General features: G+C 62.6%; 25 protein-coding genes. 10 read left to right on the forward strand and 15 right to left on the reverse strand.

Translation table 11 applies throughout. The features are described 5' to 3' along the window. Nucleotides 1-46 precede the first annotated feature (46 nt). Complete coding sequence (locus RPMA_RS23850; protein ID WP_211910134.1) at nucleotides 47-1,276, forward strand: ABC transporter substrate-binding protein; 1,230 nt, start codon at nucleotides 47-49, stop codon at nucleotides 1,274-1,276. Between the two features lie 185 nt (nucleotides 1,277-1,461). Continuing rightward, on the forward strand, nucleotides 1,462-2,742 hold the full coding sequence (locus tag RPMA_RS23855; protein ID WP_211910135.1) for a glycerate kinase type-2 family protein: 1,281 nt from the start codon (nucleotides 1,462-1,464) through the stop codon (nucleotides 2,740-2,742). A gap of 184 nt (nucleotides 2,743-2,926) precedes the next feature. Here the strand turns inward: RPMA_RS23855 and RPMA_RS23860 are convergent, their stop codons facing one another. After that, nucleotides 2,927-3,433 carry a MarR family winged helix-turn-helix transcriptional regulator gene (locus RPMA_RS23860; protein ID WP_211910136.1) on the reverse strand — a complete coding sequence of 169 codons (507 nt, stop codon included), beginning with the start codon at nucleotides 3,431-3,433 and terminating at the stop codon, nucleotides 2,927-2,929. Nucleotides 3,434-3,616: 183 nt separating this feature from the next. Here RPMA_RS23860 and RPMA_RS23865 point away from each other — a divergent pair, with 183 nt between their 5' ends. The 3 genes from RPMA_RS23865 to RPMA_RS23875 are packed head-to-tail and all read left to right on the forward strand — an operon-like array spanning nucleotide 3,617 to nucleotide 7,163. Next, the gene (locus tag RPMA_RS23865) at nucleotides 3,617-4,657 is read left to right on the forward strand and encodes a branched-chain amino acid ABC transporter permease (protein ID WP_211910137.1); all 1,041 of its coding nucleotides are present in this window, start codon (nucleotides 3,617-3,619) and stop codon (nucleotides 4,655-4,657) included. Nucleotides 4,658-4,662: 5 nt separating this feature from the next. After that, the gene (locus RPMA_RS23870) at nucleotides 4,663-6,435 is read left to right on the forward strand and encodes a branched-chain amino acid ABC transporter ATP-binding protein/permease (RefSeq protein WP_211910138.1); all 1,773 of its coding nucleotides are present in this window, start codon (nucleotides 4,663-4,665) and stop codon (nucleotides 6,433-6,435) included. Further along, nucleotides 6,432-7,163, forward strand: coding sequence for an ABC transporter ATP-binding protein (locus tag RPMA_RS23875; RefSeq protein ID WP_211910139.1), 732 nt, complete (start codon nucleotides 6,432-6,434; stop codon nucleotides 7,161-7,163). The genes RPMA_RS23870 and RPMA_RS23875 overlap by 4 nt, the downstream gene beginning before the upstream one ends. A 12-nt stretch (nucleotides 7,164-7,175) precedes the next feature. On the opposite strand, the gene RPMA_RS23880 is transcribed toward RPMA_RS23875, so the two are convergent. The 11 genes from RPMA_RS23880 to RPMA_RS23930 all read right to left on the reverse strand — a co-directional run bounded on the left by RPMA_RS23880 (nucleotide 7,176) and on the right by RPMA_RS23930 (nucleotide 19,154). Next, on the reverse strand, nucleotides 7,176-8,483 hold the full coding sequence (locus RPMA_RS23880; protein ID WP_249225755.1) for a type II toxin-antitoxin system HipA family toxin: 1,308 nt from the start codon (nucleotides 8,481-8,483) through the stop codon (nucleotides 7,176-7,178). 2 nt (nucleotides 8,484-8,485) lie between these two features. Next, nucleotides 8,486-8,779 carry a helix-turn-helix domain-containing protein gene (locus tag RPMA_RS23885; protein WP_211910142.1) on the reverse strand — a complete coding sequence of 98 codons (294 nt, stop codon included), beginning with the start codon at nucleotides 8,777-8,779 and terminating at the stop codon, nucleotides 8,486-8,488. 167 nt (nucleotides 8,780-8,946) lie between these two features. Further along, a complete protein-coding gene (locus RPMA_RS23890) occupies nucleotides 8,947-10,095 on the reverse strand; it encodes an ABC transporter substrate-binding protein (protein ID WP_211910143.1) in 1,149 nt (382 codons plus the stop codon). Nucleotides 10,096-10,242: 147 nt separating this feature from the next. Next, nucleotides 10,243-11,391 (reverse strand): ABC transporter substrate-binding protein, encoded by a 1,149-nt coding sequence (locus RPMA_RS23895; protein ID WP_211910144.1) that lies wholly within the window; start codon nucleotides 11,389-11,391, stop codon nucleotides 10,243-10,245. A 136-nt stretch (nucleotides 11,392-11,527) separates the two neighbouring features. After that, complete coding sequence (locus RPMA_RS23900; RefSeq protein WP_211910145.1) at nucleotides 11,528-13,405, reverse strand: feruloyl-CoA synthase; 1,878 nt, start codon at nucleotides 13,403-13,405, stop codon at nucleotides 11,528-11,530. A gap of 149 nt (nucleotides 13,406-13,554) precedes the next feature. Beyond that, complete coding sequence (locus RPMA_RS23905) at nucleotides 13,555-14,352, reverse strand: crotonase/enoyl-CoA hydratase family protein (RefSeq protein WP_211913801.1); 798 nt, start codon at nucleotides 14,350-14,352, stop codon at nucleotides 13,555-13,557. A 169-nt stretch (nucleotides 14,353-14,521) separates the two neighbouring features. Next, nucleotides 14,522-15,454, reverse strand: a complete 933-nt coding sequence (locus RPMA_RS23910) for a cyclase family protein (RefSeq protein WP_211910146.1) — start codon at nucleotides 15,452-15,454, stop codon at nucleotides 14,522-14,524. A gap of 178 nt (nucleotides 15,455-15,632) precedes the next feature. Then, on the reverse strand, nucleotides 15,633-16,097 hold the full coding sequence (locus RPMA_RS23915) for a DUF3237 domain-containing protein (protein WP_211910147.1): 465 nt from the start codon (nucleotides 16,095-16,097) through the stop codon (nucleotides 15,633-15,635). Nucleotides 16,098-16,101: 4 nt separating this feature from the next. Then, nucleotides 16,102-17,406, reverse strand: coding sequence for a TRAP transporter large permease (locus RPMA_RS23920; RefSeq protein ID WP_211913802.1), 1,305 nt, complete (start codon nucleotides 17,404-17,406; stop codon nucleotides 16,102-16,104). Nucleotides 17,407-17,419: 13 nt separating this feature from the next. Next, a complete protein-coding gene (locus tag RPMA_RS23925) occupies nucleotides 17,420-17,986 on the reverse strand; it encodes a TRAP transporter small permease (RefSeq protein ID WP_211910148.1) in 567 nt (188 codons plus the stop codon). A gap of 151 nt (nucleotides 17,987-18,137) precedes the next feature. After that, a complete protein-coding gene (locus tag RPMA_RS23930) occupies nucleotides 18,138-19,154 on the reverse strand; it encodes a TRAP transporter substrate-binding protein (RefSeq protein ID WP_211910149.1) in 1,017 nt (338 codons plus the stop codon). 241 nt (nucleotides 19,155-19,395) lie between these two features. On the opposite strand from RPMA_RS23930, the gene pobA reads away from it, so the two are divergent. The 3 genes from pobA to RPMA_RS23945 all read left to right on the forward strand — a co-directional run bounded on the left by pobA (nucleotide 19,396) and on the right by RPMA_RS23945 (nucleotide 21,922). After that, nucleotides 19,396-20,568: a 4-hydroxybenzoate 3-monooxygenase gene (pobA, locus tag RPMA_RS23935; protein WP_211910150.1), complete on the forward strand. Its 1,173-nt coding sequence runs from the start codon at nucleotides 19,396-19,398 to the stop codon at nucleotides 20,566-20,568. Between the two features lie 165 nt (nucleotides 20,569-20,733). After that, a complete protein-coding gene (locus RPMA_RS23940) occupies nucleotides 20,734-21,150 on the forward strand; it encodes a PaaI family thioesterase (protein WP_211910151.1) in 417 nt (138 codons plus the stop codon). Between the two features lie 133 nt (nucleotides 21,151-21,283). Further along, nucleotides 21,284-21,922, forward strand: coding sequence for a pyridoxamine 5'-phosphate oxidase family protein (locus tag RPMA_RS23945; RefSeq protein ID WP_211910152.1), 639 nt, complete (start codon nucleotides 21,284-21,286; stop codon nucleotides 21,920-21,922). Between the two features lie 91 nt (nucleotides 21,923-22,013). Here RPMA_RS23945 and RPMA_RS23950 read toward each other — a convergent pair whose 3' ends face one another. Both RPMA_RS23950 and RPMA_RS23955 read right to left on the reverse strand, forming a co-directional pair. Further along, a complete protein-coding gene (locus tag RPMA_RS23950; RefSeq protein ID WP_211910153.1) occupies nucleotides 22,014-22,742 on the reverse strand; it encodes a glutathione S-transferase family protein in 729 nt (242 codons plus the stop codon). A gap of 59 nt (nucleotides 22,743-22,801) precedes the next feature. Continuing rightward, nucleotides 22,802-22,990: a hypothetical protein gene (locus RPMA_RS23955; RefSeq protein ID WP_211910154.1), complete on the reverse strand. Its 189-nt coding sequence runs from the start codon at nucleotides 22,988-22,990 to the stop codon at nucleotides 22,802-22,804. Between the two features lie 88 nt (nucleotides 22,991-23,078). Here RPMA_RS23955 and RPMA_RS23960 point away from each other — a divergent pair, with 88 nt between their 5' ends. Beyond that, a complete protein-coding gene (locus RPMA_RS23960) occupies nucleotides 23,079-23,777 on the forward strand; it encodes a helix-turn-helix transcriptional regulator (RefSeq protein ID WP_211910155.1) in 699 nt (232 codons plus the stop codon). Nucleotides 23,778-23,791: 14 nt separating this feature from the next. Continuing rightward, nucleotides 23,792-24,148, forward strand: coding sequence for a YkgJ family cysteine cluster protein (locus RPMA_RS23965; protein WP_408056466.1), 357 nt, complete (start codon nucleotides 23,792-23,794; stop codon nucleotides 24,146-24,148). Nucleotides 24,149-24,162: 14 nt separating this feature from the next. Here RPMA_RS23965 and RPMA_RS23970 read toward each other — a convergent pair whose 3' ends face one another. Then, nucleotides 24,163-24,570, reverse strand: a complete 408-nt coding sequence (locus tag RPMA_RS23970) for a hypothetical protein (protein WP_211910156.1) — start codon at nucleotides 24,568-24,570, stop codon at nucleotides 24,163-24,165. Nucleotides 24,571-24,610: the final 40 nt, after the last annotated feature.

Consider the following 24,610-nt stretch of genomic DNA (forward strand, 5'->3'; position numbering starts at 1 on the left):
TGCCGAACAAGAAAATCACGCCTTGCAAGCAAGGGAAGGAACTCGAATGTCCGCCACATCCGTGCGGCTGGCTAGCCTCTCGGCCGCCGCCATGTTGCTCGCCGTCTCGTCCACCGCCGTCTTCGCCCAGAAGAAATACGACACCGGCGCCAGCGACACCGAAATCAAGCTCGGCAATATCGTGCCCTATAGCGGACCGGCTTCAGCCTATGGCGCCGTCGGCAAGGCGCAGGCCGGCTATTTCAAGATGATCAACGACAAGGGCGGCATCAACGGCCGCAAGATCAACTTCATCTCCTATGACGACGCCTATTCGCCGCCGAAGGCGGTCGAGCAGACCCGCAAGCTCATCGAGAGCGATGAAGTGCTGCTGCTGTTCTCGGCGCTCGGTACGCCCTCGAACACGGCGATCCACAAATACATGAACGCCAAGAAGGTGCCGCAACTATTCCTGGCCACCGGCGCCACCAAATGGAACGATCCGAAGAACTTCCCCTGGACCATGGGCTATCTGCCCAGCTACCAGAGCGAAGGCCGCATTTATGCGCAGTATCTGATGAAGGAGAAAGCCGGCGCCAAGGTCGGCGTGCTCTATCAGAACGACGACTTCGGCAAGGACTATCTGAAGGGCCTGCGCGACGGGTTTGCCGACAAGGCGTCGTCGATCGTGATCGAGGATAGCTACGAGCTGACCGAGCCCACAGTCGATTCGCATATCGTGAAGATCAAGGCGGCCAATCCCGATGTTGTCGTCATCTTCGCGACGCCGAAATTCGCCGCGCAGACGATCAAGAAGATCGCCGAGCTCGGCTGGAAGCCCACCATGATCGTGCCCGGCGTCAGCGTCTCCGTCGGCCAGGTGTTGCGCCCCGCCGGTCTCGAGAACGCGCAAGGCGTGATCTCGGCGCATTACGCCAAGGACGCCACCGACCCGCAGTGGAAAGACGATCCCGGCATGATCGCCTATAAGGAATTCCTCGCGAAATATGTGCCGGACGGCAATCCCGCGGATTCCTCGCTGATGTCCGGCTACAACATCGCCGTGACCATGGCGATCCTGCTCCAGCAGTGCGGCGACGATCTCACCCGCGCCAATGTGATGAAGCAGGCGGCGAACCTGAAGGACATCCAGCAGCCGACCCTGCTGCCCGGCGTCAAGGTGAACACTTCGCCTACCGACTTCGCCCCCATCGACCAGATGCAGATGATGAAGTTCGAAGGCGAGAGCTGGAAGCTCTTTGGCGAGGTGATGAAGGGCGAAGTCGGGACGAACTGAGGCTAAGGCCCCACCCCGGAAGTAGCCGGCAAGCCGGCTGCTTCCGACCCTCCCCTGCAGGGGAGGGTGCCTGAACACAAGCAGCCTGCTTTCTTAACCCTCCCCTGCAGGGGAGGGTCGGCGCGTAGCGCCGGGGTGGGGTGGCCCATCTTGCCGCCTCGCTCTTTGCCCGTCATAACCCTCCCATGACCGACAAACGCCCCCTGCTCCGCGCCATTTTCGATGCCGCTGTTGCCGCAGCGCATCCCGACGTCATTCTCAGCGCCCATCTGCCGGCACCGCCGAAAGGCCGCATCATCTGCCTCGCCGCCGGCAAGGGCGCCGCCGCAATGGCCGCCGCCGCCGAAGCCCATTATCTCGACACGCTGAAGCTCGATCCGGAACGCCTCACCGGCATCGCCACCACCCGCCATGGCCATGGCGTGCCGACCCGCCGCATCCGCGTGGTCGAGGCCGGCCATCCCGTGCCTGACGAGGCCGGCATGAAAGGCGCCGACGACACGCTGGCGCTCGCCGCCACCGCCACCGCCGACGACCTGCTGCTGGTGCTAATCACCGGCGGCGGCTCGGCCAACTGGACCGCGCCGGTGGCCGGCATCACCTTCCAGCAGAAGCAGCAGCTCAACCGCGCGCTGCTGCGCTCGGGCGCCGTGATCGGCGAGATCAACACCGTCCGCAAGCATCTCTCCCGCATCAAGGGCGGCCGCCTCGCCCGCGCCGGCCAGAAGGCCGAGATCCTGTCGCTGGCGATTTCCGACGTGCCGCATGACGATCCCGCGGTGATCGCGTCGGGCCCCACCGTGCCGGACACCACGACGCTCGCCGATGCGCGCGCCATCGTCGCCAAATACAAGCTCACCGTGGACGATGCCGTGACGGCGGCGCTGAACGATGCCGGCAATGAAAGCGTGAAGCCGAATGATCCCGCCTTTGCCCGCGCGACCTTCAAGCTCATCGCGCGCCCGAAGGAATCGCTCGATGCCGCGGCCCAGATCGCACGCGATGCCGGCTATGAGGTGATCGATCTCGGCGCCGATCTCGAAGGCGAGGCCCGCGAGGTCGCAGCCGAACATGCTGCCATGGCGCTGAAGGCGCAGGCCGAAGGCAGGAAGATCGCCATCGTCTCCGGCGGTGAACTCACCGTCACAGTGACCGGCAATGGCCGCGGTGGCCCCAATCAGGAATACGCGCTGGCGCTGGTGGATGCCTTCAAGGACACAACCGGCATCGTGGCATTGGCCGGCGACACCGATGGCGCCGATGGCGGCGCGGGCAGCGCAAGCGATCCCGCCGGCGCGCTGCTCGATGCAGAAACCTTCGCGGCCATGCATGCGCAGAAGCTCGATCCGATCGCATCGCTGAAAAACAACGACGCGACGACATTCTTCACGGCCACCGGCGACCTGCTGCAGACCGGGCCGACGCTGACAAATGTGAATGATGTCAGGGTGATTTTGGTGGGGTAGCTCTTCTCCCTCCCCGGAGCGAAGCGACTGGGGAGGGTGGATCGAAGCGAGCGTTCAGCGAGATTCGAGACGGGTGGGGTCTATCCCCACGCTCTGTCCTACCGTGGGGAAAGACCCCACCCGGCGCTACGCGCCACCCTCCCCATTCGCTACGCTCCGGGGAGGGAGACCACACGCTCCGCGTTTAAAACTCGTTCGCGATCTTCGCCATCATGCCGAGCAGCGCCTTGTGCTCGCTTGGCCCCAGCAATTCGATCAGCCGCGCTTCGTGGCGTGTCGCCACCAGCTTTTTGGCCCGGGCCAGCGTGGCGCGGCCCTTGTCCGTCAGCATCAGCACATGCGAGCGGCGATCGCTCGGCGAGCGCATGCGGGTCAACAGATCCCGGCTTTCCAGCCCGTCCAGCATCGAGACGAAATTCGGACGCAGGATGCCGAGCGTGTTGGCGATCTCGGTCTGGTTACGACCGGGATTCTTGTCGAGCAACAGCAGCACAGAGAATTGCGCCGGCGACAGCTGCAGCGGCGCCATGCAGCGCAGGAAGTCGTCGAACACCTTGAGCTGCGCGCGCTTGATCACATAGCCCAGCAATTCGCTGAGCTCGCCCATCTGCAGCGCCGCCCCCTCCTCGTCGAAGCCGACCGGCTCGACAGGTTTGGCAGATTCCTGAACGGTGGTTTTCGACGTCGTCATCACTCGCCTTCCGCAAACCCCGGTGGTTCAATGTCACACCCGGTCGAACTGCGGCTGGGCTTGAGTTATGTCCAATAATCGTTATCAGATATACCAAATATGTGAGCGGGTTCAACCGCCATTGTTGATTGTCCCGCCCGTGTGGTATCCGCCGCGGCAGGCAATGTGGGGGAGCGTCCGGCCTTGAACACGACGATCTTGCTGTTCCTGCTTCAGGACGGCATCACCAATGGTGCGATCTATGCGCTGCTGGGACTGGCACTGGTGCTGGTCTTTGCTGTTACGCGCGTCATCCTCATCCCCCAGGGCGAATTCATCACCTTCGGCGCGCTGACCTATGCCAGCCTCTCCGCCGGGCAGACGCCGGGAACCATCAAGCTCGCGGTGGCCATGGGCGTCGTCGCCTTCGCCTTCGACCTGTTCACCTTCCGCCGCGCCATGCAGGCGACGCGCGTGCTGCGCTCGCTGGCGGTGAATATCGTGTTCCCGCTCGCCATCTGGGGCGTGATGCTGGCGCTGGCCGGCAAGCCGTCCAGCATTCCTGTCAACATCGCGCTGTCGCTGCTGATCGTCGCCGCCATCGGCCTCTATCTCTACCGCATCGCCTATCAACCGATCGCCCATACCTCGGTGCTCGTGCTGCTGATTGCTTCGGTCGGCTGCCACCTGGCGCTGCAGGGCTTTGGCCTCGTCTTCTTTGGCGCCGAGGGCCAGCGCGGACCGGCGATCTCGACGGACGCCATCACCATCGGCGCACTGCGCTTTACCGGCCAGAGCATCGCCGTCTACGGCATCACCATCGCGCTGATCGTCGGCCTGTGGCTGTTCTTCGGCTACACGCTGTATGGCAAAGCGCTGCGCGCCACCGCCGTAAACCGGCTCGGCGCCCGTCTCGTCGGCATCCGCACCACGCTGTCGGGCCAGCTCGCCTTTTTGCTGGCTTCGGTCATCGGCGCCATTTCAGGCATCCTGATCGTGCCGATCACCACGCTCTATTACGACACCGGCTTCCTGATCGGCCTCAAGGGTTTTGTCGCCGCCATCATCGGCGGGCTGGTGAGCTATCCCATCACCGCGGCTGCAGCCATTCTGGTGGGCTGCGTCGAAGCCTTCTCGTCCTTCTATGCCAGCAACTTCAAGGAAGTGATCGTCTTCACGCTGATCCTGCCGGTTCTGGTGCTGCGCTCGCTCGCGGCCCCAGAAGTCGAAGAAGAGAAGGATTGAGCGCCATGACGTCGCGTCTCCTCCCCATCTTCGCTTTCGCCGCCGTGATGGCCGTGATCCCGTTCATCCCGGGCGTCCCGCCATTCTGGATCGTGCTGCTGGACAATATCGGCCTCGCCTCGTTGGTCGCCATGGGCCTCGTGCTGCTCACCGGCGTCGGCGGCCTCACCTCGTTCGGCCAGGCCGCCTTCTGCGGCTTCGGCGCCTATACGACCGCCGTGCTGACCACGACCTATGGCGTGTCGCCCTGGCTGACGCTGCCGCTGTCGCTGCTGGTCGCCGGCTTCGCCGCGGTGTTCCTCGGCATCATCACCATGCGCCTGTCCGGCCACTATCTGCCACTCGGCACCATCGCCTGGGGCATCAGCCTGTATTACCTGTTCGGCAAGCTGGAATTCCTCGGCCGCAATGACGGCATCTCGGGCATTCCGCCGCTGTCCATCGGCACGTGGAAGATGCTGGATCCCGGCACGATCTATTTCCCGATCTGGATCGCCGTGATCATCGCCGCCCTGCTGTCGATGAACCTGCTGGACAGCCGCACCGGCCGCGCCATCCGCGCGCTGCGCCGCGGCCATGTCGCCGCCGAAGCTTTTGGCGTGCAGACGGCACGGGCAAAACTGCTGGTGTTCATCTATGCCGCCGTGCTGGCCGGTCTCTCCGGTTGGCTCTATGCGCATTTCCAGCGCGCGGCTAACCCGACGCCGTTCGGCCCGCATCTCGGCATCGAATATCTGTTCATCGCCGTGGTCGGCGGTGCCGGCTATGTCTGGGGCGGCGTGCTCGGCGCAGCCGTGGTGATCATTCTCAAGGAAGCGCTGCAGAGCTATCTGCCGGCGCTGCTCGGCGGCAGCGGCCAGCTCGAGGCCATCGTGTTCGGCATCCTGCTCGTCGCATTGCTGCAGCTCGCCCCCACCGGCATGTGGCCGTGGGTGACCTCGCTGCTCCCGGCCAAGGACAGCCGCAAGCGCCCGGCCTCGGCCGACGCGCTGCCGTCCCGCGCCGAAAGCGCGCCAGCCGACGGCGTGCTGCTGCAGGTGGAGAAAGCGCGCAAGCAGTTCGGCGGCGTGGTTGCCGTCAACGACGTGTCGTTCGAGGTGAAGAGCTGCGAGATCGTCGCACTGATCGGCCCCAATGGCGCCGGTAAGAGCACGACCTTCAACCTCATCACCGGCGTGCTGCCAGCGACTGCCGGCAAGGTCACCGTGCGCGGCGAGAGTGTCAGTGGCGCGCCGCCGCAGGAAGTCGTCAAGCTCGGCGTCGCCCGCACCTTCCAGCATGTGAAGCTGGTGCCCGACATGACCGTGCTGGAAAACGTCGCGCTTGGCGCGCATCTGCGCGGCTCGTCCGGCGCCATCGCCTCGATGCTCCGCCTCGATCGTGCCGATGAGGCGAAGCTGCTGGCGGAAGCCGCAAAACAGATCGAGCGGGTCGGCCTCGGCGACCAGATGAACCAGCTCGCCGGCTCGCTTTCGCTTGGTCAGCAGCGCATTGTCGAGATCGCCCGTGCGCTGTGCGTCGATCCGATGCTGCTGCTGCTCGACGAGCCTGCAGCCGGCTTGCGCCACATGGAGAAGCAGCAGCTCGCCGCTCTCCTGCGCCAGCTCCGCGAAGGCGGCATGTCGGTGCTGCTGGTCGAACACGACATGGGTTTTGTGATGAACCTTGCCGATCGCATCGTGGTGCTCGATTTCGGCACCAAGATCGCGGAAGGCACGCCGGCCGAGATCAAGACAAATCCCGACGTGATCAAGGCCTATCTCGGAGCCGCTGCATGAGTGCGTTGCTGAAAGTCACCGACGCGCATGTGTCCTACGGCAAGGTCGAAGCGGTGCGCGCCGTCAATCTCGAAGTCCGCGACGGCGAGATCGTCACCATCATCGGCGCCAATGGCGCCGGCAAGACGACGCTGCTAAACGCCACCATGGGCGTCCTGCCGCTGAAGGGCGGCGTGCAGTTCGCCGGCCGCGAGATCAGCAAGCTCGACATTGAGGACCGCGTCGCCGCCGGCCTCAGCCTCGTGCCCGAACATCGCGAGCTGTTCGCCACGATGAATGTGGAAGACAACCTCCTGCTCGGCGCGTTCCGCATCGACAAGGCCACCGCCGCCCGCTCCTTCGAGCGCGTCTACACCCTGTTCCCGCGCCTCAAGGAGCGCCGCAAGCAGCTGGCCGGCACGCTCTCCGGCGGCGAACAGCAGATGCTCGCCATGGGCCGCGCCCTGATGGGCACACCGAAACTCCTGATGCTCGACGAGCCCAGCCTCGGCCTCGCCCCGATCATCGTGGCGGACATCTTCCGCATCGTCGGTGAGTTGAAAGCCGCCGGCGTTGCCGTGCTGCTTGTTGAGCAGAATGCGCAGGCTGCATTGAAGATCGCAGACCGCGCCTATGTGATGGAACTGGGTGAATTCGTCCTCGACGGCAAAGCCAGCGACATCGCCAGCAACCAGCGCGTGGTGGCGAGCTATCTCGGCTTCCAGCACGAAGGCGAAAGCGCTATTTAATTCGCGCTCACATCATTGAACTGCATATTGTGCCTTCACCGACTTGCAACGCACGTTGAAGCGGTCAAGCATGGTGTCCAGCACTGGATGCTGCAACCCATCCTGTCTGCATTCCGTGCGGACAACAGCGAATTCGTCGGGAATGCGCGCTGCGAGATCGGCAACGATCCCAAGCATCTCCGCGGGATCGAAACGCATCGCTTTTGCCTGACGTTCCCAGTGCCGTGGCAGCACTTCCCGGAATTGATAATAGCCGCCGATCTTCATCGCCATCTTGAGGCGGCGATCCTCGTGATCATCGGCGACGTAAGGGTCATAGCTCAGGATGTCGTAGAGCGGCGCGAAGAAAGTCTTGCGCCCGGACAAATGCACGACGGAAAAGTTCTTGGCATGCGCATCGGTGCCGAGGATCAGGAAATTCAACGCCAGCGCCTCTGCAAAACTTCTCAGCGCCCGTTGTGGCTCCGCGTCATGGACGAGTACCTTCCGCGCGATCGCTTCAGCGCCGGGACCGCCGAGATTCTCGTATTTGATCGACGGATGGACGCCGAGCGCCTGGCACATATCTTCCTGATGATAGCGCCGAACGATGCCGTCCTGCCCCCTCTCTCGATCGTAACGTGTGACGACGATGGCGGTCTCGTTTTCAAAATGCCCGACCCTGCTATCGGCAACCACCAGCCCAAGGCGCGCTGCCAGGCGCAGGCAGGCATGTTCGTTTTCCGTCGTGCCCTGCAGATGCGGCATCGGAGGCTTGAGAATATGCGTCGTTGCCCGGCGGCCGCTCGGCACACCCCAGCGCTCGTCTTCGAACAGCAAAGCCATCTTCGGCTGCGCTCCGGCAAGGCTGAAGTGTCCCTTGTCGCCGGCATCGCGTCCCGTGGATGTTCGGTCTTCACGAAGCCGTTTTAGCCGTTGAGCGACCTCGGCCGTGTCGAGCCATTCGACGTCGCCCGGCGAATTTACATTCTTTTCCATCCATTCGTCCGAGACGAATTGAACGGCGCCGGCACAATCCTCGCCGACCTTCGAGAGCAATGCGAAGGCGCTGTTGGGCGACACGTCATAAGCGCGCGCCCATGCAGCGAGCGTATCGGCATTGTCCGGCAACAAATTCCAGAGATAGCTCTCCAGCGTCTTTCCTTCGTGAACTTGCGAAACGAGCGGAAGCGACATCGACAGCGGAATCTGGGTGGCCTCGTCGGCAAGCCAGGCGTCGGCATAAGTGAGACGCAAGCGCCCTGACGCAAGCTGCTCGAGAGAGCCGATCTCGATGCCGCCCATTAGCACATGAAGAATCTTCGGATTTTTGGAGGGCATACTCACCGGCGGCCCCGTCGCAGAAATGCCGGATCCGCAGTCGCCAGATCGCCGCTTCCGGTCGAATCCGAACTTTTGACGGATGTCGCCCGATCAACGCGGATGTCTATGCCGAGCACTTTGCAGACCTGTAGCAAGATACCGAGCCCGGGATTGTCGTGACGGCCGCTTTCGATATCGGAAACCCAGCTTTGTCGCACGCCAATTTGCTTCGCGAGATCCGTCTGGGTGAGACCTTTTGCTTTCCGTCGATCGCGTATGACGGCGCCAAAGTCTGATACGGTCCTCATCAGCATGAAAACCTCCTTTTTATCGATAGAACCGATATAGCACTTTATCGCTTTAATCGATAATCGTGAATATCGTTTAAACAGATAAATCAGATTATCCCTTTAAACAATAATCCACATACAAAAGCCGGCGATCTCGCAACCGCCGGCTTTGTATTGCACTCAATCCGAGCTCACTTCGCCGGAACGTATTTCCCGTCTTTCACCGTCAGCAGGATGCGCGAGCGGTCGTCGACGCCGTTGCGGTCCTTTTCGGTGTAGTTGTAGACGCCCTGGCTCGCCGGGATTTCCTTCTCCGTCATCAGCGCCTGGCGGATGGCCTCGCGGAATTCCGGTGTGCCGGGCTTCGCGGTCTTCAGCGCGACAGGCACGACGCGCTTCAGCACTTCGAACACGTCATAGGAGTGACCGGCAAACTGGCTGCGGCTGTTGGCGCCATATTTGGCTTCATAGGCCTTGTTCAGTTCGAGGCCCGGCTTCTTGGTCAGCGCGGTGTCGGGCTGGCCTTCCGGATACATCACCGGACCTGCCGCCATCAGCACGCCTTCCGCGGCCTTGCCGGCGATGCGGATGAAGTCCGACGAGGCCGCGCCATGGGTCTGGTAGATCAGGCCCTTGTAGCCGCGGTCGCGCAGCTCCGACTGCGGCATGCCCGCGCCGGTGCCGGCGGCGCCGATCAGGATGGCATCGGGATTGGCAGCGATCAGCTTCAGCGCCTGGCCGGTGATCGACGTGTCCGGACGCGCGAAGCGCTCGTCGGCCACCATCTTCATGCCGAGACCACCGGTCTGGTTCTTGAAATCGTTGAACCAGAGATCGCCGTAGCTGTCGGAATAGCCGATATAGCCCACGGTCTTCACGCCATTGGCCTTCATGTGGTCGTACATGACCTTGCCGACAATCTCGACCGGCTGCGGCATGTCCACCGACCACTTTTCGCGGGCCGGCGTGAACGGCATCGGCGACAGGCTGAAATGCGGCACGCCGACTTCATTGGCGACCGCCGAGATGGCGATCGAGGTCGGCACGATCGACGAACCGACGATCAGGTCGGCCTTGGATTCGGTGACGAAGCGACGGGCATTGGTGGTGGCCGCGGTCGGGTCGCCGCCATCGTCGAGCACGATCAGCTTCAGCGGTACGCCGCCGATTTCCTTCGGCACGAAGTCGAGCGCATTGCGCGACGGTACGCCGAGGGCGGCCGCCGGGCCGGTGGTCGACAGGCTGAGGCCGATCGTGATTTCAGGGCTCTGGGCTTCCGCCGGGGAAGCGACGGCCAGCGCTGCGGCAACGGCCGCTATCGCCAGATGAAGCTTGGACATTTCTTGATTGCTTTCTTGGATGGATTCAAACGCTGCGGCGCGCCGCAGACGGCAAAAAGCCGGCCTTCGGGTGAAGGCCGGCTCTGGTTAGCCAATATTGCACTGCGGGGGAAGCGGCTTGGCGCCGCGCCCCATCAGCCGAAGGTATTACTGAGCCAGGACGTATTTGCCGTCCTTGACCGTCAGCAGGATACGGGAACGCTCGTCCAGGCCGTAGCGGTCCTTCTCGGTGAAGTTGTAGACGCCCTGGCTGGCCGGGATCTCTTTTTCCGACATCAGCGCCTGACGGATCGCCTCGCGGAACTCGGGTGTGCCGGGCTTCGCAGTCTTCAGCGCCACCGGGACGACCCGCTTGAGCACCTCGAACGCGTCATAGGAATGGCCTGCGAACTGGCTGCGGCTGTTGGGGCCATACTTGGCTTCATAGGCCGTGTTAAGCGTCATTCCGGGCTTCTTCGTAAGGGCCGTGTCAGCCTGGCCTTCCGGATACATCACCGGGCCCGACGCCATCAGGACGCCTTCAGCGGCCTTGCCGGCGATGCGGATGAAGTCCATCGAGGCTGCGCCATGGGTCTGGTAGATCAGGCCTTTATAGCCCTTGTCGCGCAATTCGCTCTGCGGCAGCGCGGCGGCAGTGCCGGAAGCACCAATCAGGATCGCATCGGGGTTGGCAGCGATCAGTTTCAGCACCTGGCCGGTGACCGACGTATCCGGACGGGCAAAGCGCTCTTCGGCAGCGACCTTGATGCCCATCGGGCCGGTCTGGTTCTTCAGGTCGTTGAACCAGAGGTCGCCATAGGAATCCGAGAAGCCGATATAACCGACGGTCTTGATACCCTTGGCCTTCATGTGATCGTACATCACCTTGCCGACGATCGGCACCGGCTGTGGCATGCCGACAGACCACTTGGCGCGCTCCGGCGAGATCGGGAACGGCGCCAGGCCGAAATGCGGAATGCCGGCTTCATTGGCCACCGTGGACACGGCAATGGTGGGCGGCGTGGTCGACGAGCCCATGATGATGTCGGCCTTGGATTCGGTGACGAAGCGACGCGCATTGGTGGTCGCCGTAGTAGGATCACCGCCGTCGTCGAGCACGATGGTCTTCAGCGGCACGCCGCCGATTTCCTTCGGCACGAATTCCAGCGCATTGCGCTCGGGAATGCCGAGAGCTGCGGCGGGGCCGGTGGTGGACACGGTGATGCCGATGGTGATCTCGGGCGTCTGGGCATGCGCGGAGGCGCCGAGTGCCAGCGACGCGGCCACGGCCGCCATCGCGAGATGAAGCTTGGTCATTGGTCTCTCCCTCAAGGTTCTTTTGTTATCGACAGCTAAATCAAAGTCCGGCTGTTCTTTCAGCCCCTTCTTTAGGTCAGTGGCGCGGGAGCGGTAAAGTCCTATCGCATTGCGGCTTTGCCGCAGGCTTAACGCCCTAGACCGAAATCACCCCTGCTTTCGCCTCTCCCGCATAGATGTCGTCGATCAGCGCCGCCCGATGCTCCAGCACCGCGCGCTGGTTGATCGAGCCCTTGTCGGTGACCTCGCCCTTGTCGATGGACAGCGGCGTATCGAGCAGCACGGCCTTGGCGATGCGCGTGGACGAGCCGGTGGCGCCGGCCCTGAAGCTGGCGAGTTGCTCGCGAAAGGCGTCACGAATAATCGGATCATGCGCTGCAACAGCGAGATCGCCCGGCGGCAGATCCGGATTGATGACCCGGCAACCGTCGAGATCGAGCACCACCAACGCCGACAGTTCATCGCGATTGATACCGGCGATGACGACATCGCGCACCAGCGGCGCGCAGGCGCCGACGAAGCGCGCGCGCAACGGACCGACGCTGACCCATGTGCCGCTGCCGAGCTTGAAGTCCTCGGAAATGCGGCCATCGAAATCGAAGCCGGCATCGAAGTCGTCGGGATCGACCGCCTTCAGCGCATCGCCGAAAATATAGTAGCCCTCGTCGTCGAACGCCTTCGCGGTGAGATCGGGCTGGCGCCAATAACCGGGCGTGACATTCGGGCCCTTGGCGCGGACTTCCATCTTGCCATTGTTCGGCACGAGCTTCGCATCATTGCCCGGCACGGGAAGCCCGACATGGCCCGAGCGGCTGGTGAGCGGGGTCACGCACATGAAGAACGGCGCCGTCTCCGTCGCCCCGAGGCCCGTGAGCATAGGCACGCGCTTGCCGGTGGTCTGCACCGAGAGCTCATCGAGGCTGCCCCAAACATATGGAGACAGCGCGGCACCGGAGAAGAACATCGCATGCAGCCGCGAGAAGAACTTTTCACGCAGTGCCGCGTCCTCGCGCAGATAGGGCAGCAGCGACTCATAACCCTTGGGGACGTTGAAATAGACCGTCGGCGATATCTCGCGCAGGTTACGGATGGTCTCGGCGATGCCCGCCGGCGTCGGCTTACCCTCGTCGAGATACATCGAGCCGCCATTGAACAGCGTCAGCCCGATATTGTGGTTGCCGCCAAATGTGTGATTCCACGGCAGCCAGTCGATGATGACCGGCGGCTCGTCCTTCAGGAAGGCGAGCGTATCGCGCAGCATGATCTGGTTGGCGCACATCATGCGCTGGGTGTTGATCACCGCTTTCGGATTGCCGGTGGAGCCCGAGGTGAGCAGGAATTTTGCGATCGTATCCGGGCCGATGGCTTGGTTAGCCGCGTCGAGACCGGTGGCTTCAGCCGTCGTCAGCAACTCTGACAGCTTTGTCGCATGACGATCAGGCAGCGCACCGCGCGACACCACGACCTCCACATCAGCAGGCACGTTGAAGCGGATCGCATCTGCAAAGACATCACCGTCATCGACAAAGACGAGGCCGGGGGTCAGCAGTCCCATCAGATATTTCAGCTTGCCGTAATCCTTCGACACCAGCGAATAGGCCGGCGACACCGGCGCGAAAGGAACGCCGGCATAAAGCGCACCGAAGGCCACCAGCGCGTGATCGATGGAATTGCCCGACAGGATCATGATCGGGCGATCCGGCGACAGGTTTCGCGCCAGCAGGCTCGATGCGATGCGGCGTGCGGCGTCGAGCATCTGCGCATAGGTGATTTCGCGCCAGCCATCGCCCTCGCCGCGCTCGCCCATGAACACGCGATCCGGCGTCTCCTTGGCCCAGTGATGCAGATAGTCGGTGACGCGGGTGGGATAGTCGCCGATCGCAGCGGTTGGGCGCAGATAGATGGTGCCATCGTCATGGCGCTCGACGCGCACGGCAGGATCGCCATAGGAGATTGGACGCAGCGGATGCTTCGCTGCTGCCGTCTGGTCGCTCGTTCTCGCCACTGCAGACATAGTTGTCCCGTCCCTTGTATGCGTCCGTCCCGCTTTTTTTGTTTTTAGTTATAACGCCGTCATTGCGAGGAGCGTAAGCGACGAAGCAATCCAGAAGCCACGTGAAGAAAGACTGGATTGCTTCGCTGCGCTCGCAATGACGGTAGTTGTCATTCGGATTTCACCTTGCCGACCTTCCTCTCCAGAAAATCGCGGATGCGGTTCTTCGCCTCCTGATCGCTCTGCGCCACCGAGGCCATCAGCGATTCCAGCATCAGCCCGGTCTGCGGGCTGGCTTCGGCGATCAGCGGCAGCGCCTGCAGCACGGCGAAATTCGTCAGCGGCGCATTCTGCGCCACGCGCTCGGCGAGTTCGAGCGCCTTGGTAAGCGCACCATCGGCGTCCGTCAGGTACTGCGCGAAGCCGAGCGCGACGCCCTCCTCCGACTTGTAGACGCGGCCGGTGAGCATCATGTCGGCCATCCGGTGCACGCCGATCAGCCGCGGCAGCCGCATCGAGGCGCCGCCACCGACAAAGATGCCGCGGCTGCCTTCGGGCAACGCATAATAGGCGGAAGGATCGGCAACGCGGATATGGGCGGCGCAGGCAAGCTCCAGCCCGCCGCCGATCACGGCGCCCTGAAGTGCTGCGATGACAGGCACGCGGGCCTGCTGGATCAGGTCGAATACGCGGTGCCACATGCGCGAATGCATCAGCCCCGCGGTGGCATCGCGCTCCTGCAGTTCCGAGAGATCGAGGCCGGCCGAGAAATGCCCGCCGATGCCATGGATCACGACGGCGCCGATGTCCGACGGCAGCGCTTGAAAGACCTGCTCGATCTCCAGGATGATCCCGTCATTGAGCGCATTACGCTTGGCGGGGCGGTTCAGGCCGACCAGCAGCAACCGGCCACGGGTTTCGATCTGGAGCAGGGAAGCGGCGGTCGCGGTAGCAGCGGCTTGGGTCATCGGCACCGAATAAGTCTTGGGAAGAATAATTATAGACTATAACGGATTGTGTGTGTGTCAACTAGAAGCGGGTAGCCCGGGTGAAGCGCAGCATAACCCGGGGACCGGCGTTTCAATTGGTCGGCTGGCCCCGGATTACGCTTCGCTCCATCCGGGCTACAGATTGTCTCTACCTGATCGCCACTGGATTGATCATGCTCTGCACGCCGCCTTTAAACCGCGGCTGGCCGAGCACGAACATGAACTCATAGCCCTTGTCCTTGGCGAGTTCGGACGTGTCCATGTTCTCCAGGATATAGGTCCCGTTCATCGCCAGCAGGATCTGGTGCACCTCGAACACGGTGTTCTTCTCGAACGGCACCACCTCGACACCCCAGGTATCCGCGCCGACGGCAACCACACCCTTGCTGGTCAGATATTTCGCGCCCTCGACGCCGAGGCCGGGCTCGCCGCCATTGTAGCGCTTGTCGTCCTTGCCGAGCAGGCTGAGCCAGCCGGTGTGGAACAGCACCACATCGCCTTCCCTGATCTCGACGCCCTGCGCCTTGGCGGCTTCCTCGATCTCCTTCGTATTGAAGGCGGTGCCTTCCTTGACGACATCGGTCTTGTAGTAGGCCGCCATGTCGATCAGAACGCCGCGCGCCACCAGCGGCGGCACCTTGTCGATGCCGAGCTTCTTCAGGCCCGAGACATCGCCGAAGTCAGCGATCTTGTTGCCGTTGTAATAGACGTGATCGACGCCGAGATGGCCAAGTCCATCCATCTGGCTGCCGACACCGACCCAGCCGGTGATCATGTCGTCATTATAGGTCGCCTGGTTCGGCCCGATGCCGTGATTGCCGGCCTGGCCGGGCTGCACCACGGTGACCTTCACCGAGCGCGGCGGATAAGCGGGCGTATCGGCGCCAACGGGAATGCCGAGCGCATAGGTCTTGCCGGTCTTCACCAGTTGCGCCGCAGCCTTCACGCGTTCGGGGGTGATGTAGTTGGCGGCGCCGATTTCGTCATTCGGGCCCCATTTCGATTTGGTCCAGTCCTGCGCCAGCGCGGGCATGGCCATCACAAGCGATACGGCACTTCCAAGCAAAGCTGCTCTCAACATCGTCGCCTCCCTGTGTTCGCCGGATGTTTCCGGTCGATGGGGAGTAGACTACAGAAATTGGGGTGAAAGTAAGCTGACACTACACTCCGTCATGCGCGGGCTTGTCCCGCGTATCCACGTCTTGCTGCGAACGTCAAAAGACGTGGATGGCCGGGACAAGCCCGGCCACGACGGCGCTCTACAGCACCTGATGCACTGCAAGCTCCACGCGATCGGGATGCCTTGCGCCGACGCCGATAAACAGGTTCTGCATCAGCCAGCGATAATCGGGATGCGCGGTCTCGAATTTCGGCACCGAGCGGAAATAGATCAGGCGGGGATCGACAATCTCGCCGCGCGCGATGCGATCCAGCGCTTCTTTCGGCCCGAACCGGATGCCGTAATTGGCGATATAGATCACCGCGCCGCCATCGAGCTCGAACGTGTATTTCGCCTCCAGCTCCGTAAAACCGTCCGGGCGGATGATCTGGAAATCGGCGCCACCCTGATGGATCGCGCCGTTGACGCCCTCGCCTGTCACCGTGCCGCCAAGCACGGGGATCACACGGCGGGTGCCATAGCCGAGATCGCCGGCCACCACGGGCTTGCCGACCTGGATCGCGAGGCTGAACACATACTTCGTCTTGAGTTCGGGCACGCTCATCGTCTCACCCCATCATTCGCATCGGCAACCACGTGGCGATGATCGGGAACAGGATCAACAGCACCAGCCGGATCAGGTCCGTCGCCACGAAGGGCAGCACGCCCTTGAAGATGGTCGACATGGTGACGTCCTTGATCACGCTCTTGATGACGAAGACATTCATCCCTACCGGCGGATGGATCAGGCCGAGTTCGACGGTCATCACGATGATGATGCCGAACCAGATCGGATCGAAGCCAAGCGCCTGGATCACCGGAAACACGATCGGCACCGTGAGAATCACCATCGCCATGGCATCCATCAGGCAGCCGAGCACGAGATACATCAAGAGGATCAGCGCCAACACGCCGTAAGGCCCAATGCCGAGGCCGGTGAGAAACTCGGTCACATGCTGCGGGGTCTGCGTCACCGTGAGGAAATAGCCGAAACACAGCGCGCCGATCAGCACGGTGAACACTGCCGCCGCGGTGCGCGTCGCCTGCAGGAGCGATTGCAGGATGCCTTCCTTGTTCAGCTTGCCGCGCATCACGCCGATCAGGAACGCGCCGACAGCACCGACCGCGCCGGCTTCGGTCGGAATGAAGAAGCCGCCATAGAGCCCGCCGATCACGAACACGAACAGCAGCAGCGGCGACCACACATCGCGGATCGCGGTGGCGCGTTCGCGCCAGTTGGCCTTCGGGCCTTCGGGCAGGAAGCCCGGCTTCACCACGCCGATGATGGCGATGGTGATCATGTGCATCACGATGGCCAGCAGGCCCGGCACGATGCCGGCGATGAACAGTTTGCCGATATCCTGCTGGGTAATGATGCCATAGACCGCCAGCACCGTTGACGGCGGCAGCATGGCGCCGAGCGTGCCGCCCACGGCGATGACGCCGGTGGCAAATGACTGCGGATAATTGTGCCGCCGCATCTCGGGATAGGCCACCGCGGAGAAGGTCGCCGCCGTCGCCACCGACGAGCCGGAGATCGCCGCAAAGCCGCCGCAGGCCGCGATGGTGGCGATGCCGAGGCCGCCCTTCCAGTGTCCCACAAACGTATTCGCCGCGCGAAACAGTTCGCGGCTGATGCCGGACACCGAGACGAAGGCGCCCATTAGCAAAAACATCGGGATCACGCCGAAGGAATAATCCGTCACCGTGCGCATGGTGGTCTGGCCCACCAGTTTCAGCGCAGGCTGAAAGCCGGTGATGTAGCCGAATCCCGTGATGCCCACGAGGCCCATGGCCATGCCCACCGGCACGCGCAGCAGCATCAGCACGAACAGGCTGACAAAGCCGATGACCGCGACCGCTTCATTGCTCAATTCCATGGCCCCGTTACTCCGCGGTCTTGATCTTGGGCTCGTGCATCTCTTCCGGATGCATCACGAGCCGATAGGTGCGGATGGCGATCAGGAGCACGGCGGCCCCGTCACCGATCCAGGACAGCAGGAAGAACGGCCACACCGGCAATTGCAGGTCCATGGTGACGAGGCCGCTGTTATAGGTGTCCACCACCTTGTCGAACAGCGTGTAGGTCTGCACCGTGACGACGAACAGCAACACAAGCGTCGCGAACACGTCGATCCAGCGTTGATATTTCGGCGTGGCATTGGCCCAGACCAGATCGACGGTGATGTGCGAGCCGCGATAGGAGGTCGCCGCGATGCCCCAGAAGATCAGCACGCCAAGCATGAACTGGCCGACATTGTAGTAATCGGGGATCGTCACCGCGAAGAATTTGCGCATGAACACGGCAATGAAGGTGTTCAGGGCGACGATGCCGACAAAGAACGCGGCGATCCATTCGATGGAATCGATGAAGCGATCCATCGCATTTTTCTTGCGCGGCTCGGGCGGTCCGGTAAGCGCGCCGTCGGCGGTGACTTCGGGAGTGGAGGTCATTGCGATCGCATTTCCGAGGGCGAGGGCTCATCTCACTCAGCCGTCATGCCCGGCCTTGTGCCGGGCATCCACGTCTTGAGCGACGGAGAAGAAGTCGTGGATGGCCGGGACAGGCCCGGCCATGACGTGGTGAGAGGTCAATGCCTAGGGCTCACAGCCCCGCATTATGCTTCTTAAGCGAGGCCTTCAGCTCCGCATCGATGGCATCCGCATCGCCGCCGGCCTTCTTCACCGCGGCTGCCCAGGCCGCATGCAGTGGCTCGACGCCCTTCTTCCAGGCAGCGAGCTGCTCCGGCGTCAGCGGATAGACTTCATGATCCGGCAGCGCCTTCATCTTGGCGACACCGGCGAATTCATAATCCACCCACGGATCGGTCACCTTCGCCGCCCATTCCGGCGAGCAGTGATCGTCGATAATCTTCTTCTGCGCCGGCGACATCGAATTATATTTGGCGAGGTTGATGTTGTAGGTGAACACCGTCGAATAGAGCGGCGCGTCGATGTGATACTTCACCACCTTGTCGATGCCGAACAGGAAGATCGAGCCCCACGGGAAGAAGATCGCATCGGCCACGCCGCGCTCGATTGCGTCGCGAGATTCCGGCGCCGAGGCCTGCACATTGGTGCCGCCGAACAGTTTGACCATTTCGCCGATCGTGCTCTGCGCCGGGCGCACCTTTGCGCCCTTGAGATCATCGGGCACCACTATCTTCTTCTTGCTGTGAACGGAACCGGGTGCATGGATGAAGGCGAAGCAGAGCTTGGTGTCCTTCATCTCCGTCTTGGCGTATTTCTGGTACCACTCGTTGAAGGCCTGCGTGCCCTTCTTGCCTTCATTGAACACGAAGGGAATCTGGCCGGCCGCAGCAATCGGGAAGCGGCCCGGCTGATAGCCCGGATTCACGTAAGTGACGTCGGCAATGCCGTCGCGCGCCATGTCGTAATGGTCGAACGCCTTGCCGAGCTGCTCCGAGGGAAACACCGACAGCTTGATGCTGCCGCCCGACGCCTTCTCGATATCGGCAGCCCAGGCCTGCGTCGCCGGCACCAGCGGATGCGCCGGCGGAACCCACAGCGATACTTTCAAATTGACGGTCTTGTCCTGCGCTTGCGCGGCGATCGGCAATAGACAGCCGGCCGCGAGCAACGCCATCAGCGTCTTCCTCATCGACGTCTCTCCCTCTGTGTCCGATCAGCTCATTGTCCGACCGGCATTTCACTGGACCTTGAACGGTCCTTGGTGAATATTGTTATACGTCATAACCATCTTTGCAAGCTTGACGGATGTCAGTCTCGCCAGCGCGCTTGACTTGTCAACTTAGTCGAGGGACTGACACACAGAGCATGCCGCCGGAAAGTGGAGAGCGTTTTTCGGCAAGTGCGCGACAAAAGGATGACGGGAGCAAGTGGTGCGAACCAAAGTAGCGATCATCGGTGCCGGTCCGGCAGGCATGCTGCTTGGACAACTCTTGCATTCCTATGGCATCGACAACATCATTCTCGAGCGCAAGGACCGCGACTATGTGCTGGCGCGGATCCGCGCGGGCGTGCTCGAACAAGGCACAGTCGGCCTGCTGGAAAATCTCGGGATCACCGAGCGCCTGCATCATGAAGGCCTGATCCATGACGGCATCGAACTGCTGTTCGGCGGCGTTCGCCATCGCATCGATCTGAAAGCGGCCTCCGGCGGCAAGGTCGTCACCGTCTACGGCCAGACCGAAGTGACGCGCGACCTGATGGATGCGCGCGAAAAGGCTGGCCTCACCACCGTCTACGATGCCGACAATGTCTCGCTGCATGATTTCGACGGCGCGACGCCGCGCGTCCGCTACCAGAAAGACGGCGTCACCCATGAGATCGCCTGCGATTTCATCGCCGGATGCGACGGTTTTCATGGCGCAAGCCGGCAAGCCATCCCCGCCTCTGCCGTGCAGACCTACGAGCGCGTCTACCCGTTCGGCTGGCTCGGCCTGCTATCGGACACGCCGCCGGTGTCGCCGGAGCTGATCTACACCAATCACAGCCGCGGTTTCGCGCTTTGCTCGATGCGCTCGCCGACCCGCAGCCGCTATTATGTGCAGTGTTCGCTCGACGAGAAGGTCGAGAACTGGACCGACGACATGTTCTGGGACGAGCTGCGCCGGCGCCTCGACACCGAAGCCGCCGAAAGCCTCGTCACCGGCCCGTCGCTGGAAAAGAGCATCGCGCCGCTGCGCAGTTTCGTGGCGGAGCCGATGCGGTTCGGAAAACTGTTCCTGGCCGGCGATGCCGCGCATATCGTGCCACCCACCGGCGCCAAGGGGCTCAACCTCGCAGCGTCCGATGTGCATTACCTGTCGATGGCCCTGCGCGAATATTACGACGACAAGTCATCAGCTGGCCTCGATAACTATTCCGCGACGGCGCTGAAGCGCGTGTGGAAGGCTGTCCGCTTCTCGTGGTGGATGACCTCGATGATGCACCGCTTCCCCGATGCCGACGGCTTCGGCACCAAGCTGCAGCAGGCCGAGCTGGACTACGTCGTGCATTCCGACATGGCCCGCGCATCGCTGGCGGAGAATTATGTGGGGCTGCCGTATTAGGCTCGATCGTAGCCCGGATGGAGCGCAGCGTAATCCGGGATTCAGAGCCTCCGCATATCGCCGGTCCCCGGATTGCGCTCCGCTCCATCCGGGCTACGCCCTATCATTCCCGTTTGAAACTTTGTTGGCCTGTCCTTCACGCGCGTTTACCCACAAACTACGCGAATGACCGACACCATCCCCGAAGGCTTCGCGCCCCACACCCGCAAGAGCCCGCTCACCGCGCCGTGGGAGCCGATCTATTCCCGCACCACCGACGCCGCCGTTATCCTCGGCCTGCGCATCGCCGAGGCGCACACCAATTCGCGCGGCATGGCGCATGGCGGATTGATCACCGCCCTCGCCGACAATGCCATGGGCCTGAGCTGCGGCCATGTTGCCGGCGGCGGCACGCGGCTCGTGACCGTGAATCTCTCCGCCGATTTTCTGGGCCCTGCAAAAGTCGGCCAGTGGCTGGAGATCGTGACCGATGTGGTGAAGACCGGGAGCCGGCTCTGTTTTGCGCAAGCCCTGATCACCGCCGATGGCGTGCCCTGTGCACGAGCGAATGCCACATTCAGCGTGGTGACGGCCAAGCCGTAGCCCTGAACCGCAGGCGGCTTGCAGCCAGCCCCGGCATTATTTCATCCATCGAAATGATGTCGTGCGAGTTGCGACAATTGTTCCGGGCGCGGACAGGCCCCATCTTGTCACCATCAGATGAAAGGTGGCTCCGATGTCCGACACCCATGTCTATTCCAGCGACGTCGCCTTCACGCCCGCCGTCAAGGCGATCCAGGCCCGCAAGGGCTCGCGGGAATCCTATGCCCATGTGGAAGAGAGCGGCGGCTGGCGCAGCGAGATCGACGACAACCTCGCCGAATTCCTCGCCCACACCAACAGTTTCTATCTCGCCACGGCGAGCGCAGACGGCCAGCCCTATATGCAGCACCGCGGCGGCCCCAAGGGCTTTGTCAAAGTGCTCGACAAGAACACGATCGCCTTCGCCGATTTCAGCGGCAACCGGCAATATATCACGCAAGGAAATCTGACCGAGAATCCGAAGGCCAATATCTTCATCATGGACTATGTGCACCGCCGCCGGGTGAAGATCTGGGGCACGGCGAAGGTGATCGAGGATGATCCAGCCTTGATTACGTCGATGATGCCGAAGGGTTATCGCGCGCGGCCCGAGCAGGTGATCCTGTTCACCGTGTCCGCATGGGACACCAATTGTCCGCAACACATTCCGCAGAAGTTTGACGCGGCGGATGTCGCGCAGGCAGTCGCCATGCGGGATGCGAGGATTGCGGAATTGGAAGCTGAATTGGCCAGCTTGAAGCAAACCTTGTCGTCACCCGGCTTGACCGGGTGATCCAGTAAACTCGTAAGCAGTAGTGTGTGCTGGATCGCCCGGTCCCGGCGCGGAATTGCGCGCAAGGCCGGGCGATGACAGTGAGAGAGCGTCACGCCGCTTCGGCCTGACGCTGCCATACGTGCTCCGGATAGAACTCCGTCATCATGCGATCCACATAGGCGGTGAGATTGCCGAAATGCAGCAACCGGACGCGCAACGGCGATTCGAAATACGGCGTCATGATGCCGGCCAGGATCGCAAAAGCGGTGGCATCGACGCCGCACGGACGTTCCCCCATCAGATAGGGTTTTGCCGCGAGCAGCAGCGACAGCGCCATCAGCGAGCGGCTTGCGAGTTCGAGCGCTTCTTCGGGGGTATGCCGGCCGAGACCATTGGCCAGATAGTTCTGCGCGACCTGCGCACGCACGGCTGCGCACACACCCAGGCGCTGCACCTCCGGCACAATGTCGAAGAACCGCGCCGGCCCCTTGGCGAAATTCGTGTCATCGAGCCAGCGCGCACCGACAAGCGCGAGGCAAAGCTGGTTTTCCAGCATGCGCTCGATGGCCCAGGCCTGCGCGCGCTGTACGAGATCGAGGCCTTCATCGAAATCCACGCCGTATTTGCGCTCGAGATGCGCGCGGATGAACGTGGAATCGGCGATCACCTCGGCGCCGTCGTCGATGAATGGCAGTTGGCCTTTCGGTGAATCGGTCGGCCGCGATGGTTGCTTGGTGTAAGCCAGCCCCGCCATTTTGAGCTGGACCTCGGTCTTGGTGACGAAAGGGCTGATTTCCGGCAGGCCAAAGCCCGCGCCTGCGCCGTGCAGCGTGATCATGTCATTCTCCCGTTGGTAGTGGTTCGTGTGTCTAGAGGAGCGCTGCTGCCACCGTGGTGTCAGCAGCGGCTGGAGCCTATCCAGAGCCGCGCCTGTACCAGCGCAGCGGACACCGTCCGGCAGGCCATGCCGAACAAGGCCCAGCGCCAGTCGCCGGCCATGAGGACAATGGCGCGCTCCAGCAGCCAGACGCGCAGGCGCCAGAGCCGGTCGTCTTGGGGAAAGCCCAGGCTTTCGAATGCGTTCATCGCAGGAATCCTTCCGTTTTCATGGTTGGCTCCTGTATGACGAACCCCTGCTGCCAACATGCTGTCAGCAGTGTGCAACGAGGACATCATGAGACGCGCCGATCGCCTGTTTCAGATCATCCAGGTGCTGCGACGAACGCAGAAACCTCTGACGGCGGATGCCATCGCGGCCGAACTGGAGACGTCCAAGCGCACGATCTACCGCGATATCGCGACCCTGATGGGGCAGCGCGTGCCGATTCGCGGCGAGGCCGGCATGGGCTACATTCTGGAGAGCGGCTTCGACATGCCGCCCTTGATGCTGACACCGGACGAGATCGAAGCCGCCGTGCTCGGCGCGCAATGGGTGATGGGCCATGCCGATCCGGCGCTGGCCACCGCAGCGAAAGACCTGATCGCCAAGATCGCCGACACCGTGCCGGAGCGGCTCCGCCCCTTCGTGCTGGAACCGGCGAGCCGCGCCCGGCCGCATTTCCGCGGCAGCGCCGATGCGCTCGATATGGTGCAGATGCGCGCACATATTCACGCCGGCAAGAAAGTGCGGCTCTGCTACCGCGACGAATCCGGCCGCGACAGCGAGCGCATCATCTGGCCGATCGCGGTGGGCTATCTCGAAGCCGTGCGCCTGCTCGCCGCCTGGTGCGAACTCCGCAGTGACTTCCGCAGTTTCCGCACCGACCGCGCCGTGACGGCGGAATATCTCGACGAAAAATACCCCGAACGCCGCGAAGTGTTGCGCACCCGCTGGCGCAAGACGCTGGCCTGGGAACCGCCGACCGACGCTTGAGCGTCTGGCGAGACATGCCCGATCGCGCTAAACCGCGCGGCATGACGACCATTGTCCCCACCGATGAAGCGAGCCCGTGCCAGGCCTGCGGCGCCTGCTGCTCCTATTCGAGTAACTGGCCGCGCTTCACCATCGAGGATGATGCGGAGCTCGACCTGATCCCAGCGAAATTCGTGAATGAGCGTCAGTCAGGCATGCGCTGCGACGGCGATCGCTGTAGCGCGCTGACGGGCAAAGTGGGGGAATTCGTCGCCTGCGGTGTCTACGACGTCAGGCCGGATGTATGCCGGACCTGCATGCCGGGCGATCCCGAATGCGCCATGGCGCGGCGCCGCCATGGACTGCCGATACTGGCAGCCCCGGACTGGTAGTTCGACCGGTCGCCTTAAGCGATGACGCGCTCGACCTCGATCTCGTCATCGAGATCGTCGTCGAGCGGTGCAATCGTCGACAGCGGCTTGGTCGACAGCGTGATCGCCTTGCGGCTGCTATAGGCCGACACCGATACGCTGCGCACCGACGGTGCTTCATGGGCCAGCGCATAGAGCGTGGAACCGACGCGGCCGCCGTGCTCGATCAGATCGCGCTCATTGCAGCTCGATGCGATGGAGATCGCAAGCGCATGCATGTGATTGCGGCGATAGCAGAACAGCGCCAGCATCGCGCGGACGTCAGAGGGCACGCTGGCAACAAGATGGGGCAGGCCATTTTCATTCGCGCGATACATTGCACCCAGCATGTCATCACTGACGGGGCAACGATCGTTCTCAAAAGCTTGACGGCTGGACCACATGTTCTTCTCTCCTTGATAAGGAAGATGCGGTCCAATTCGC

The sequence above is a fragment of the Tardiphaga alba genome (assembly GCF_018279705.1).
GTDB classification, from domain to species: Bacteria; Pseudomonadota; Alphaproteobacteria; order Rhizobiales; family Xanthobacteraceae; genus Tardiphaga; species Tardiphaga alba.